This is a genomic window from Rhizobium sp. BK212, from assembly GCF_014197475.1.
In the GTDB taxonomy this organism is placed as follows: domain Bacteria; phylum Pseudomonadota; class Alphaproteobacteria; order Rhizobiales; family Rhizobiaceae; genus Rhizobium; species Rhizobium anhuiense.
The window spans coordinates 37,292-49,423 of record NZ_JACIFS010000008.1 but is presented as its reverse complement, the minus strand read 5'-3'; the positions used below and the strand labels follow the sequence as shown (position 1 = coordinate 49,423).

Genomic DNA, 12,132 nt, shown 5'->3' with positions numbered 1-12,132 from the left:
CCGCGCTGCGAACGAAGGAGAGTTCCATGCCTGTCCAATCAACGATGAAAGCACTGCTGGCGGAGACGCCGAATTCGCCGCTGCGGATCGCCGATATCGCAAAATCGTCCCCCGGCGAGGGCCAGGTTCTGGTGCGCATCAAGGCAAGTGGCGTCAACCCGCTCGACCTCAAGATCCGGGCCGGTAATGCGGTCCATGCCCGCCATCCGCTTCCCGCCATACTCGGCATCGATATGGCCGGCATCGTCGAAGAGATCGGAACTGGCGTCAGTGGTTTCCGCCGCGGCGACGCGGTCTACGGCATGACCGGCGGGGTCGGCGGCATTCAGGGATCGCTTGCCGAATTTGCAGCCATCGACGCCGCGCTGCTGGCGCCAAAGCCACAGAATCTGTCGATGCGCGAGGCAGCCGCCCTGCCGTTGATCTCGATCACCGCCTGGGAAGGGCTTGTCGACCGCGCCGGGGTCAAGGCCGGCCAGAAGGTTCTCGTACTCGGCGGCGGCGGTGTCGGCCATATCGTGGCGCAGATCGCCAAGGCTGCCGGAACCGAGGTCTATGTGGTCGACGGCGCTTCGAAAGCGGATTATCTCGCCGGCCTTGGCGCAACACCGATCGATCGTGACGTGGAAACGGTGGAAACCTATGTCGCAAGACACACCGGCGGCAAGGGTTTCGATCTGGTCTACGATACGGTCGGCGGCCAGGGGCTCGATACGGCATTCCGTGCCGTCAGCCGGTTCGGCCATGTCGTGAGCTGTCTTGGCTGGGGAAGCCACGCGCTGGCGCCGCTCTCCTTCAAGGCCGCCACCTATTCCGGCGTCTTCACGCTGCTGCCGCTTCTGACCGGCGAGGGACGCGCCCATCACGGTCAGATCATGCGGGAGATGACGAAGCTTGTCGAAGCCGGCAAGGTGATGCCCAAGCTCGACAGGCACCGCTTCACCCTTGCCGATGCCGATGAGGCGCATCGGCTGATCGAAAGCCGGCAGGCGGATGGAAAGCTCGTCGTCGAGATCGACTAACCTCGACGAGAGAATTAGCGCGCCAGATCGAGATAGGCGTTCGCCACCATCGCGTCGATATCGCGGGGTACGGGGACGACGCAGGATTGGGGACCGGCCTCGCCCCGGGCGATGCGTTCCAGGCAGCGGGCCTGGAGGGTGAAGCCGAGATCCATCGACTCGACCGTATTGCCGAGCGGCCGCGGACCGGCGAGATTGGCCATGTGACCGCCGCCGAGTACATGGAAGGAACGGCCGTCGGCGAGATGGAAGGTCTCGATATGGTCGGCCTCGTAGCGATCGATGCCGGTGACATCGGGATGGCGGCGAAGGGCCTCGACATCGATCTCATGCGGGAAATGGCCGCCATTCATCAGGATCGCGCCGTCCTTGACAAGCGGCAGGTCGGCTGCCGTGACGATGCCGGCAAAACCGGTGACGGTGACGATGATATCGGCCGAGCGGATCGCCTGGTCGCGTAGCGGCGTGACGAAACCGTCGAGATGGGCTTCGAGCGTCGTCACCGGATCGATGTCGACGACGCTGACGGTTGAAAAGGCATTGCGGAAACAGGCGGCCGTGCCCTTGCCGCAGGCGCCGTAGCCGAAGACGGTCACGCGTTTGCCGTTGGTGGAGCGGTTGGTGAAGCGCAGGTAGCTTTCGAACAGGCTCTGGCCGACGGCATGCCTGTTTTCGGCGAACTGCTTGATCGGGCTGTCGTTGATGACGAGGATCGGCATCTCCAGCCGCTCGCGCAGCGGCAGCAGACGGGTGCGCCCCGAAGTGGTCTCCTCGGTGCCGCCCAGGAGATTGGCATAGGGCTTTTCCGACGCGATGGCGAAGAGATCGCCGCCATTGTCGAGCAGCAGATCCGGCTTCTCGGCGATGACCGCTTCGAGGCTCTGATGATGGGCAGCGGGATCGGTCGTCTGCGTGGCAAAGACGGTGATTCCTTGTGAACGCAGGAACTCGACCGTCGACGGCTGGGTACTGTTGAGATTGCCGGTGCAGACGAGACGCGCGCCACCGGCGCGCAGCGTCATCAACAGCGCCACCGTCTTCGGCTCGAGATGGATGCCGGTACCGATCGATAGACCCTCGAAAGGACGCGTCCGCTCGAATTCGGCCGCCGTCGCCGTGAGCAGCCGGCAGCTGCCGCCGATCCAATCGATACGGGTTGCGGTCTTTTCCATCATCTCTTTCCTATTTGCGCCTTGGTGCTGTTTTAGCGGAGCAACAGGGCTGCGAATATGGAAGTAATTCTGGCGAAGGGGCAGAAAATCTGCCCTTTCAGGCCGACGTCCCGCAACGAAGCAGCCAGCCGGACAAAGCCACAAAGGCCGGCCGTTTCGCATCCGGCGTGCGGCAGCAGAGGCTGTAGCCCGACGGGCGGGATATGAAGCCGTAGGGCGCCACGAGATGCCGGCGTTCGAGATCGTCTTCGATCGAAGCACGCGGCGCAAGCGCGATGCCAAGCCCGGAGCGGGCAGCCCCCAGCGCCAGCAGCAGATCCTCGAATTCCTGGACGCGGGAAAAGACGACCGGCGGCGTGCCGCTTTCGGCGAACCATTCGTCCCAGAGCTTCGGAACGCTGCGGCTGGCGAGCATCGTCAGTGCACCCATCGCTGCAGGGTCCTTGGATAGTGTCGCGGCGAGCGAAGGTGTGGAGACCGGGCCGAACTCGTCCTCCATGAATCGCAGAGCGGTGATCCCCGGGGCCGGCCGGTATTCACCGCCCATGATCACAGCGTCCAACTCCGGGTGCATCTGCAGCGGTTCGACCACGGTCATCGGCACGATCTCGACCGCCGTATCGCCGAGACTTGCCTGCATATCCGCGACGCGCGGCATCAGCCACCAGACCGCGAAGGCGGAGGGCACGCCGAGCCGAATGCGATTCTGCTCGGCGTCTTCGAGCTCCAAAACGGCGCGCTGCAGAATGTCGAAAGCCACGCCCGCTGCGGCGGCGAAAGCGCTCGCCTGCACCGTCGGAACCAGCCGGCGGCCGTCACGCGTGAAGAGCTTGCGGCCGAGGTGATTCTCCAACGTGGCAATCTGCTGACGCACGGCGCCACGCACCACATTCAGCTCTTCGGCAGCTTTCAGAATGCTGCCGTGACGGCAGACGGCCTCGAAGGCGCGGACGGCGTTGAGAGGGGGTAGACGCATGATTACCACATTCGAAAATCATAGTGCATCACTTGATCTTGCCATTGAACGAAAGGCAAGATCACGCCATATTGTACAGCTGTGCAATGTGACGCATTCGAGACAGGGCGTGACGGATTCTCCGAACCTGTCCTACCTCGATTTTCCCTATGAACGACGATCAAATGGCGTTTCGAATCGTCATGCCATTTTGGATTGCGTAAGCTTTCCGTGATATACGTATATGAGTGATTCCTAACGACGACTGTGAAGGTGACCCGACAATTGACTCTTTTCGCCCGACTGGCTTCCGATGTGCAACTGATGTTCCGGCGCCCGCCGCGACAGCAATATGGTGCGCTCTGCTACCGGGTTAAGAAGAAGAGCGGCGAGGTCGAGGTGCTGTTGATGACGAGTCGCGACACCGGCCGCTGGGTCATTCCCAAGGGTTGGCCGATGACGCGCAAATGCGCCCATGAGGTCGCGATGCAGGAGGCCTTCGAGGAAGCCGGCGTGCGCGGCGTGGTCGAGCCGGAGACGCTTGGCGCCTATACCTATCCCAAAGTGCTGCGCGATGGGGTGCAGGTGGTCTGCAAGGTGCAGGTCTATGCGCTCGAAGTCACCAATATGATGAAGAACTTCAAGGAAAAAGGCGAGCGCCGCATCGAATGGGTGTCGTTCGACGAGGCGGCCGGGCGGGTGCGCGAACCGGAGCTCCGTCACCTCTTCCTTGCTTTCAAGAAAAAGATGACCGACAGGCTTTCGGCCAACGCGGCGACGCAAATTTCAACGGACAACGAAATTCCGGCGGCCAAGCAAATTCCGGCGGAATGATTCCTGCCATCTTGCACTGCTAGAAAAGCAGCGTAGAAGCAGATTCATTCTCAGGAACAAGAATGCCGCCACGTCCCGCAGTCCTCACGAAACGCACGCTCGACAAGGACCTCGACAAGATCACCCATGCCGAGGACGTGGCGAAGCATGTTTTGCGGCGGCTGGTGGCGCCCGGTCTCGGACTGATCTTTCTCGGTCTGGCCATGCTTTTTGCCGGCGTCTATGTGTTCGACCGGCCGGGAGCGATGCTGGTGGTGGCGGCGGCGGCGCTTGCCGGCTACATGGCGATGAACATCGGCGCCAATGATGTGACCAACAATGTCGGTGCCGCGGTCGGCGCGCGCGCCATGACGATGGGCCAGGCCCTGGTCATCGCGGCGATTTTTGAAATCCTTGGCGCCACCATCGCCGGCGGCGAGGTCGTCAAGACAATTTCCTCGAACTTGGTCGACGCCGTCCAGGTGCCGCCGGCAATACTCGGCTGGATCATGATGGCGGCACTGATGGCGGCGGCCCTCTGGATCAATCTCGCGACCTGGATGAATGCGCCGGTTTCCACCACCCATGCGATCGTCGGAGCAGTGATCGGAGCCGGCATCTCAGCCGTCGGGCCGGAGCCGGTGAACTGGCGGGTGCTGCTGGAAATCACTTCGAGCTGGATCACCTCGCCGCTGATCGGGGGGCTGATCGCAGCCGGGCTGCTTTATCTCGTCAAGACGCTGATCATCTATCGCGACGATAAGATCGCGGCGGCCAAGCGCTGGGTGCCGGTGCTGGTGGCGGCAATGGCCGGCGGCTTCATGGCCTATATGGTGCTGCAACTGTCGCCAGCCGGCAAATTTCAATCCTTCACCATCATCTTCATCGGAATTGCCACCGGGCTGCTAAGCTGGCTTGCCGCCCGGCCGCTCGTTCTCGCCCAGGCGCGGGATCTTGAAAACCGCAACAGTTCGCTGCGGGTGCTGTTCCGCCTGCCGCTGATCGGCTCTGCGGCGCTGCTGTCCTTCGCGCATGGCGCCAACGACGTTTCGAATGCGGTCGGGCCGCTGTCGGCGATCGTCCATTCGGTCGGCGTCGGCGGCGACGCCATCGGCCATCCGCCGCTCTGGGTGATGCTGATCGGCGCCTTTGGCATCTCGGTCGGCCTGCTGCTCTTCGGGCCGCGCCTCATCCGCCTCGTCGGCGAGGAGATCACCAAGCTCAATCCGATGCGGGCCTATTGCGTCGCGCTGTCGACCGCCTTTACCGTCATCGTCGCCTCCTGGCTCGGTCTGCCGGTCAGCACCACGCATATCGCCGTCGGCTCGGTCTTCGGCGTCGGATTCTTCCGCGAATGGTACACGCGTCATTCGAAGCGCCGCATCGCCTATATCAGGCGCAAGGCCGAGAGCTTTGATATCGACGAGCCGGAGGAGCCGAACATTCACGAGACGCGGCGGCGCTATCTCGTGCGACGTTCGCATTTCATGACGATCGTCGCTGCCTGGATCGTCACCGTGCCGGTTTCGGGGGCGCTTGCGGCAATGATTTATTGGGCTATGTTCGCGCTCTTCGTGTGAAACCCCGAGTTTTCGAATGCGCGCCAATTTCCGTATGCAACGGCTTTTCGTCGACGCGCCGCTTTCCCGCGGCGCCGTCCTCGAGGCAAATACCGACCAGTTCAACTATCTCGCCAATGTGCTGAGGATGGAGGAAGGGGCGGAGATCCTGCTCTTCAACGGCCGCGACGGCGAGTGGAAGGCGAGCCTCACTTTTCCTACGCGCAAACGCATCGTCTTGACGGCAACCGAAGAGACCCGGCCGCAGCCGCAGCCTTGCGACCTGCATTATCTGTTTGCGCCGCTCAAGGTCGGCCGCATGGATTATCTCGTGCAGAAGGCTGTGGAAATGGGAGCCGGCCTGCTGCAGCCGGTCATGACCCAGCACGTCCAGGGCAAGATCACCAATCTCGACAAGCTGCGCGCCAATGTCGTCGAGGCGGCGGAACAATGCGGCATTCTCGGCATCCCCGATGTGACCGAGCCGGTGAGGCTTCTCGACCTGCTCGACCGCTGGCCGAGCGAGCGCCGCATCATCTATTGCGACGAGGGCGACGCCGGGCAGAACCCGCTGCCGGTGCTGTCGGCGATCCGCGAAAAGCATCTTGCTCTGCTCGTCGGGCCGGAAGGCGGCTTTTCGGAAGAGGAACGGGCGCGGCTTCGAAGCCTCGATTTCGTCACCGCCATTCCGCTCGGACCGCGCATCCTCAGGGCCGATACGGCGGCCGTTGCGGCGCTGGCGGTGGTCCAGGCGGCGATCGGCGACTGGAATTAGGTCGAAAACGGGTTGACATGGAAATCGCTGCTATTTTTTTGATGCGTCGTTGAAACAATTTCACTTGCAACATGGGTGGCTTGGGTCCTAATCACCCTTCCAACTGCCCGGCCCCCTGGGCGCCTTTTTGAATACAGGTATCCCGCATGGCCCGCGACACTACCGACCAGACACCGCTCTCTTCGGTCCAGGATCTGACCGATTACATTGCCGCCGGCAACAAGCCGCGGGAGCGCTTCCGGATCGGCACCGAACACGAGAAGTTCGCCTTCTTCCGCGCCGACAACAGTCCGGTTCCCTATTTCGGCGATGCCAGCATTTCGGCCCTTTTGACCGGCTTGCAGAAGAAAAGCGGCTGGGAGCCGATCACCGACGGCGGCAACATCATCGGCCTTGCCGAGCAGAACGGCATGGGCGCGATCTCGATCGAGCCCGGCGGCCAGTTCGAACTCTCCGGCGCACCACTGGAGACGATCCACGAGACCTGCAAGGAATCGAACCAGCATCTGGCGACGCTGCGCGAAATCGCCGAGCCGATGGGCATCCGCTTCCTCGGCATCGGCGGCAGTCCGAAATGGACCTATGCGGAAACCCCGCAAATGCCGAAATCACGCTACGAGATCATGACCCGCTATATGCCGAAGGTCGGCACCCAGGGTCTCGACATGATGTACCGCACCTGCACGATCCAGGTGAATCTCGATTTCTCCTCGGAAGCCGACATGCGCAAGAAGATGCGCGTCTCGATGAAGCTGCAGTCGCTGGCGACCGCCCTCTTCGCATCTTCGCCCTTCACCGAAGGCAAGCCGAACGGGCTGCTTTCCTGGCGCGGCGATATCTGGCGCGATGTCGATAACCAACGCGCCGGCCTGCTCGACTTCACCTTCCGCGACGATTTCGGCTTCCGCGATTATGCCGAATGGGCGCTCGACGCGCCGATGTATTTCATCGTCCGCGACGGCCACTATCACGACTGTACCCATGTCACCTTCCGCCAGTTCATGAACGGCGCGTTGAAGGGCGAAGTCGCCGATCCGGCGCCGACGATGGGGGACTGGACGAACCATCTTTCGACACTCTTCCCCGACGTGCGGCTGAAGCGTTTCCTGGAAATGCGCGGCGCCGACGGCGGCCCCTGGCGGCGCATCTGTGCGCTGCCGGCCTTCTGGGTCGGCCTGCTCTACGACGATACGGCCCTCGAGGCCGCCGACGAACTGACGAAGGATTGGAGCTTTGCCGAGATCAGCGCCCTGCGCAATGCCGTTCCCGCCGAAGGCTTGAAGGCGCAATTCCGCGGCCATCCGCTCTTCGACATGGCGCGCGAGGTGGTCGGCATTTCAAAGGCCGGCCTCAAGGCGCGCGGCAAGCTCAACGGCGAAGGCCAGGACGAGACCATCTTCCTTGCGCCGCTCGACGAAGTGCTCGCCAAGAAAGCAACGCTCGCCGAGGATCTGCTGTCGCTCTATCACGGCCGCTGGAACGGTTCCGTGGAACCCGTCTTCGAGGACTATCAGTACTGAGGCGAGACTGTTTCAAGGAATTCAAGTTGGTTCACGGCGCCTTCGCGCGCTTCCTGGCTTCACGCGATCGTGCCGTACGGCGAGCCGGTCTCAGTTCCTCAATGGTCGGCAGCCACCACTCGGCGTCCTCAACCGGAGGAACTTTCGCCGGCCAGGTGCGGACGAGTTCTTCGAGTGTGGGAACCCGCCAATGTCCCCAGACGCGATCTTCGGTTACGCCGGGATAGAAGTCCGCAATGACGTCCGGCTCGACCAGTTCGCCTGAGATGTCAGTAAAGACGACGATTCCATAGGCAGTGGCCACCGGACGCTCGATCGGCGGCAAGTCATCGCTCTGAAGCGGGTAACGATGACGCTTGCGTTCCGCGGAGCGGCGCTTGCTGCGTATATCCTGTTCGGTTCCCTTGCGCTCCTCGGCGCGACGCCGTCTCTCCGCCGGTTCGTTTCTGCGCGCCGCAGTCTCGATATCAGGCCACCGTCGTCGGAGTTCCTCATAGGACCGGAAGGGAACGTGCCATATTCTGAGATCACCGTCCCACCGTGAAAACGGCACCTCGCGCAGTTTGTCGACAACAGTTTTCGAATAGGGTGTGCGAATTCGGAAACCTGCCTTGCCGAATTCGAGGTAGGGACTGTCGATCGGATCGAAGACGAAGGCGTCGCGTCCCTTCGCATCGGCGTGGGCGTCGGCTTCGGCCTCCATCTCGGCAAGCCACCGTCCGATGCGGCGGGACGCCGTCCGGCCGGGAACAAACCAAGCCTTGCGGGCATCGCTCCAGCGGGCACGGGGAAAGCGTCTTCGGAATTGCTCGACGGTCATCCTGTCATAGGGAAAGGAAATATCCGCGCCGGGCTTTTCACCGTCTTCACCGGGCGGCGCCTCGTCGTGACCAGCGGGGGATTTCGTCTCGGCCATGGAAGGAAAACGCCGGCGCGCAGGGATCGGTTTCCGGTGAGGATAGCATAGATGCTGGTTAAGGCGTGACAGCCTGCCGTCGTTGTGGCCGCTTTCGCTCGTGAGCTCGGTTCGCTGGGGCCTCGGCCGGGTAACACCGGCCAAATTCTTCCCTAAGTTCTTATGGCAAAAAGCCGTTTGCGCATGAGCATTTCAGGTTATAGTGGCGTTACAACGCGTCACGACTCGGGGAAAGGGACCTCCATGCTGCCACTCTTCGACATGATGATGCAGGCGCAGAATGGCGCGGCGATGGAAGCGATCGCCCGGCAGTTCAACCTCGCGCAGGAACAGGCGACGAAGGCGATGGCGGCGCTGATGCCGGCCTTTTCCGCCGGGCTGAAGCGCAGCACCAGCAATCCTTACGATTTCGTCGGGCTGATGCAGGCGGTCTCCTCCGGCAACTATGGGCGCTATTTCGAGGATATGAGCCGGGCCTTCACACCGGAGGGCATTTCAGACGGCAACAACATCCTTGCCCAGCTTTTCGGCTCGAAGGAGGTTTCGCGCGCAGTCGCCGCCCAGGCCGCACAGATGACCGGCATCGGCCAGGATATCTACAAGCGGATGCTGCCCGTGCTGGCCGATACGCTGATGGGCGGGCTCTTCAAGCAGACGACCGGACAGATGGCCTCGCCGGTCAACCCCTTCTTCAACACGGCGATGGGCGAGACCATCCAGAAATGGCTTGAGAGTACCGGCTTCGCGCCGAAACCGGCCCCGGAGCCCAGCATCTTCGACAATCCGTTCACGCAGGCGATGCAGCAGATGTTTTCGGTGCCGAAGCCTGCGCCGACGCAGACGCCCAACCCCTTCCTCGACAATCCCTTCGCCAAGGCCTTCCAGGAGATGATGGGCGGGCTCGGCCAGCAGCCGGCGGCCCCGACCAAGGCCAAGACACCGGAGGCGCCCAAGGAAGAGGCGAAGGTCAATGCCGACAGCTATACCCAGATGCTGAACGCCATGTTCGACAGTGGACTGGAAGTGCAGAAGAGCTACCAGAAGAACCTGGAAGCGATCTTCGAAACCTACCGGCCGAAACCCTCCTCCGAATAAAAAAACCCGGAGATGGCTTGGGAAAGCCTATCACCGGGTCAAGCGGCAGGGCTATTGGCTATCACCCTGCGGGGAAACTCGACGCTCCTACTATTCGTAGGAGCGCAAAAGAGACGACAGGCGCCAGCGATTGCGCGCCGAACGCGTCAGATGTTCCGACGGGTCCTCGAAAAAGGTCGACGCCAGGAACGCGGAGGTCAGATCGGACCGGGTAAGGCCGATATCCCTCAGCTGCGTGTCGTTCAGATCATGCAGCGCGTTGATCTCCATGCGATTGCGGAACACGCGAAAGAGAGAGGCCAACGGTGCGAGGCCTGCCGCCAGACGCTGGAAAAACGTCGGGGTCGGCTTGCCGCAGTCGAGTTCGAGTGTCCGGTCTGTCATGCGCATTGAACTCTCCTTTCTGTACAGTGCCGCACGTCTTTAGACGCATAAAGGGCGCTGTAACGTTTTAGATCGGCGCGCAACGCAACCCACCCCTCCCGCGAGGTCATGCGGGAAGGAGCAAGCTGAATTCCGCTTAGACAGGCAGGGTGTCTGTCCTTCACTTTGCTTTGATTTGCATCCCGAAGATGCCAAAGACCTATTGATCAGTCCAACGAATGTTTCTAATGATTATCATCAGCTATCTTTATGGGTGAAACCATGTCCGCACCTCTTGATCTCGACCAACTGCAGACTTTCATCGCCATCGTCGATTCCGGCAGCTTCACCAAGGCGGCCGACAGGGTCTACAAGACCCAATCGGCCGTCTCCATGCAGATGCGCCGCCTCGAAGAGCGCATCGGCAAGCAGCTGTTCATCAAGGATGGGCGCGGCAACCGGCTGACGGTCGAGGGTGAGAAGCTGCTCAACTATGCCCGGCGCATCATTCGCCTCAACAATGAGGCGATCGCCGCCTTCGACGACAACAGGCTGGAGGGGACGCTGCGGATCGGCACGCCGGACGATTATGCCGACCGCTACATGCCCGAAATCATCGGCCGCTTCGCCAAGACGCATCCGAATGTCGAACTCTACATCGTCTGCGAGCCTTCGGTGGATCTCGCCGAGCGCATGCACAAAGGCGAGCTCGACATCGCCCTCGTCACCCACAATCCGCGCGAGCGCATGTCCGATGTGGTGAGAACCGAGCCGCTCTGCTGGGTGGGCTCGGCCAACCATCCGATCCGCGACGACGCGCCGGTGCCGCTTGCCGTCGGCCGGCGCGACTGCCAGTGGCGCCAGCTCGCCTGCTCGGCGCTCGATGCTGTGGGACGCGAGCACCAGATCCTGTTCACCAGTTGGTCCTGCACCGTGGTTGCCGCTGCCGTGCTTGCCGGCATGGCGGTTTCGGTCATGCCGGAATCGGCATTGCGAACAGGCATGAAGGTACTGAGCCAGGCCGACGGTTTTCCGGCGCTGCCGCCGGTGCAGATCGGCATCATGAAGCGGCCGGGCGTTTCGCTCTCGCTGATGAACGCGATCACGGCGCATATCACCGCCTGCCTCGACAACATCACCCCTGCCGTCGTCGACGATACCCTCGAGGCCGATGTCAAATCCGCCCAGGCACGCCTTTATCCGCGGCTGAAGGCCGCCAATATGGTTCCGAGCTGGTAAGCCGACTCAAGCAGCAGCAGGCACGGTCGTGGTGAAAAGGGAGGCGCGGATGACGCGCTTCCATTGGTCGAGCATGCGCCGCGCCAACTCCTTGTCGCTGACGGCGGCAAGCCGGATGACGGCGCCGATCAGGTGGCTGAACAGGTAAGTGCGCGCGTACATATCCTCGTCGCAAAGGTCGGGAGTGAGATCGCGCACGGCGTTATGGAAGATACCGGCGACACGGCCGCTATGCTCGATGTTCAGCTGCAGCAGATCCTGATCGGTCTCCGTGCCCATCCAGACGCCGAGATAGACGGGATCGTCATGGTAGAAATCGTAATACCAGTCGATGATGGCGCAAACGCGGTCGAGCGCCTGGTCGAGCGACCTGACGTCGGCAAACATCGCCGCCGTCTTCGCCTGGATCGCCGAAGCGTGCTGGTCGAACAGGGCTTTGACGATCGCCGCCTTCTCGGGAAAATACTGGTAAACCGAACCGATCGGCACTTTGGCGGCGACGGCGAGTTCCGTCATCCGCATGGCGCTGACGCCCTTTTCGGCAATGATCCTGGCGGCCGCGGCAAGGATGAGATCCAGCCTCTGGATGCTGCGTTCCTGCTTCGGCTTCCTACGCAAGCCGATCCGATCCATGCTTTCCGCGCCCATGTCGTTCCCATATTTATTGTTCGCGGCGGAAGGCATGACATGCAGGGTGTTCATC

The 12,132-nt window shown here is 62.0% G+C and carries 12 protein-coding genes; 7 read left to right on the top strand and 5 right to left on the bottom strand.

Annotated features, from left to right (window positions below; all coding sequences use genetic code 11):
* Nucleotides 1–26: 26 nt before the first annotated feature.
* Entirely contained in the window at nucleotides 27–1,022 is a 996-nt protein-coding gene (locus tag FHT79_RS23230) for a zinc-dependent alcohol dehydrogenase family protein (RefSeq protein ID WP_047614409.1), read from the top strand.
* Nucleotides 1,023–1,036: 14 nt separating this feature from the next.
* Here FHT79_RS23230 and FHT79_RS23225 read toward each other — a convergent pair whose 3' ends face one another.
* Both FHT79_RS23225 and FHT79_RS23220 read right to left on the bottom strand, forming a co-directional pair.
* A complete protein-coding gene (locus FHT79_RS23225; protein WP_183904214.1) occupies nucleotides 1,037–2,194 on the bottom strand; it encodes an adenosylhomocysteinase in 1,158 nt (385 codons plus the stop codon).
* A gap of 97 nt (nucleotides 2,195–2,291) precedes the next feature.
* Entirely contained in the window at nucleotides 2,292–3,170 is an 879-nt protein-coding gene (locus FHT79_RS23220; RefSeq protein ID WP_097542886.1) for a LysR substrate-binding domain-containing protein, read from the bottom strand.
* Nucleotides 3,171–3,434: 264 nt separating this feature from the next.
* Between FHT79_RS23220 and FHT79_RS23215 the strand changes: the two genes are divergently transcribed.
* The 4 genes from FHT79_RS23215 (at nucleotide 3,435) to FHT79_RS23200 (ending at nucleotide 7,816) form a co-directional block, all read left to right on the top strand.
* Nucleotides 3,435–3,983: an NUDIX hydrolase gene (locus FHT79_RS23215; RefSeq protein ID WP_047613768.1), complete on the top strand. Its 549-nt coding sequence runs from the start codon at nucleotides 3,435–3,437 to the stop codon at nucleotides 3,981–3,983.
* A gap of 62 nt (nucleotides 3,984–4,045) precedes the next feature.
* Nucleotides 4,046–5,542, top strand: a complete 1,497-nt coding sequence (locus FHT79_RS23210; RefSeq protein WP_183904213.1) for an inorganic phosphate transporter — start codon at nucleotides 4,046–4,048, stop codon at nucleotides 5,540–5,542.
* 16 nt (nucleotides 5,543–5,558) lie between these two features.
* Complete coding sequence (locus FHT79_RS23205; protein WP_097542889.1) at nucleotides 5,559–6,296, top strand: 16S rRNA (uracil(1498)-N(3))-methyltransferase; 738 nt, start codon at nucleotides 5,559–5,561, stop codon at nucleotides 6,294–6,296.
* Between the two features lie 146 nt (nucleotides 6,297–6,442).
* Nucleotides 6,443–7,816 carry a glutamate--cysteine ligase gene (locus tag FHT79_RS23200; RefSeq protein WP_168332580.1) on the top strand — a complete coding sequence of 458 codons (1,374 nt, stop codon included), beginning with the start codon at nucleotides 6,443–6,445 and terminating at the stop codon, nucleotides 7,814–7,816.
* 31 nt (nucleotides 7,817–7,847) lie between these two features.
* On the opposite strand, the gene FHT79_RS23195 is transcribed toward FHT79_RS23200, so the two are convergent.
* Nucleotides 7,848–8,732, bottom strand: coding sequence for a hypothetical protein (locus FHT79_RS23195; protein WP_183904212.1), 885 nt, complete (start codon nucleotides 8,730–8,732; stop codon nucleotides 7,848–7,850).
* A gap of 243 nt (nucleotides 8,733–8,975) precedes the next feature.
* On the opposite strand from FHT79_RS23195, the gene FHT79_RS23190 reads away from it, so the two are divergent.
* Nucleotides 8,976–9,827, top strand: coding sequence for a DUF937 domain-containing protein (locus FHT79_RS23190; RefSeq protein ID WP_183904211.1), 852 nt, complete (start codon nucleotides 8,976–8,978; stop codon nucleotides 9,825–9,827).
* A gap of 90 nt (nucleotides 9,828–9,917) precedes the next feature.
* On the opposite strand, the gene FHT79_RS23185 is transcribed toward FHT79_RS23190, so the two are convergent.
* Nucleotides 9,918–10,217 (bottom strand): DUF1127 domain-containing protein, encoded by a 300-nt coding sequence (locus FHT79_RS23185; protein WP_097542893.1) that lies wholly within the window; start codon nucleotides 10,215–10,217, stop codon nucleotides 9,918–9,920.
* Between the two features lie 255 nt (nucleotides 10,218–10,472).
* Here FHT79_RS23185 and FHT79_RS23180 point away from each other — a divergent pair, with 255 nt between their 5' ends.
* Entirely contained in the window at nucleotides 10,473–11,429 is a 957-nt protein-coding gene (locus FHT79_RS23180) for a LysR substrate-binding domain-containing protein (RefSeq protein WP_003588350.1), read from the top strand.
* A 6-nt stretch (nucleotides 11,430–11,435) separates the two neighbouring features.
* On the opposite strand, the gene FHT79_RS23175 is transcribed toward FHT79_RS23180, so the two are convergent.
* Nucleotides 11,436–12,077, bottom strand: a complete 642-nt coding sequence (locus tag FHT79_RS23175; protein WP_097542933.1) for a TetR/AcrR family transcriptional regulator — start codon at nucleotides 12,075–12,077, stop codon at nucleotides 11,436–11,438.
* Nucleotides 12,078–12,132 lie beyond the last annotated feature (55 nt).

What these genes read in the sequence shown, in the direction of transcription:
- FHT79_RS23230 (WP_047614409.1), top strand. Translation starts at nt 27, where the DNA reads ATGCCTGTCCAATCAACGATGAAAGCACTGCTGGCGGAGACGCCGAAT.
- FHT79_RS23225 (WP_183904214.1), bottom strand. Translation starts at nt 2,194, where the DNA reads ATGGAAAAGACCGCAACCCGTATCGATTGGATCGGCGGCAGCTGCCGG.
- FHT79_RS23220 (WP_097542886.1), bottom strand. Translation starts at nt 3,170, where the DNA reads ATGCGTCTACCCCCTCTCAACGCCGTCCGCGCCTTCGAGGCCGTCTGC.
- FHT79_RS23210 (WP_183904213.1), top strand. Translation starts at nt 4,046, where the DNA reads ATGCCGCCACGTCCCGCAGTCCTCACGAAACGCACGCTCGACAAGGAC.
- FHT79_RS23205 (WP_097542889.1), top strand. Translation starts at nt 5,559, where the DNA reads ATGCGCGCCAATTTCCGTATGCAACGGCTTTTCGTCGACGCGCCGCTT.
- FHT79_RS23200 (WP_168332580.1), top strand. Translation starts at nt 6,443, where the DNA reads ATGGCCCGCGACACTACCGACCAGACACCGCTCTCTTCGGTCCAGGAT.
- FHT79_RS23195 (WP_183904212.1), bottom strand. Translation starts at nt 8,732, where the DNA reads ATGGCCGAGACGAAATCCCCCGCTGGTCACGACGAGGCGCCGCCCGGT.
- FHT79_RS23190 (WP_183904211.1), top strand. Translation starts at nt 8,976, where the DNA reads ATGCTGCCACTCTTCGACATGATGATGCAGGCGCAGAATGGCGCGGCG.
- FHT79_RS23185 (WP_097542893.1), bottom strand. Translation starts at nt 10,217, where the DNA reads ATGCGCATGACAGACCGGACACTCGAACTCGACTGCGGCAAGCCGACC.
- FHT79_RS23180 (WP_003588350.1), top strand. Translation starts at nt 10,473, where the DNA reads ATGTCCGCACCTCTTGATCTCGACCAACTGCAGACTTTCATCGCCATC.
- FHT79_RS23175 (WP_097542933.1), bottom strand. Translation starts at nt 12,077, where the DNA reads ATGGGCGCGGAAAGCATGGATCGGATCGGCTTGCGTAGGAAGCCGAAG.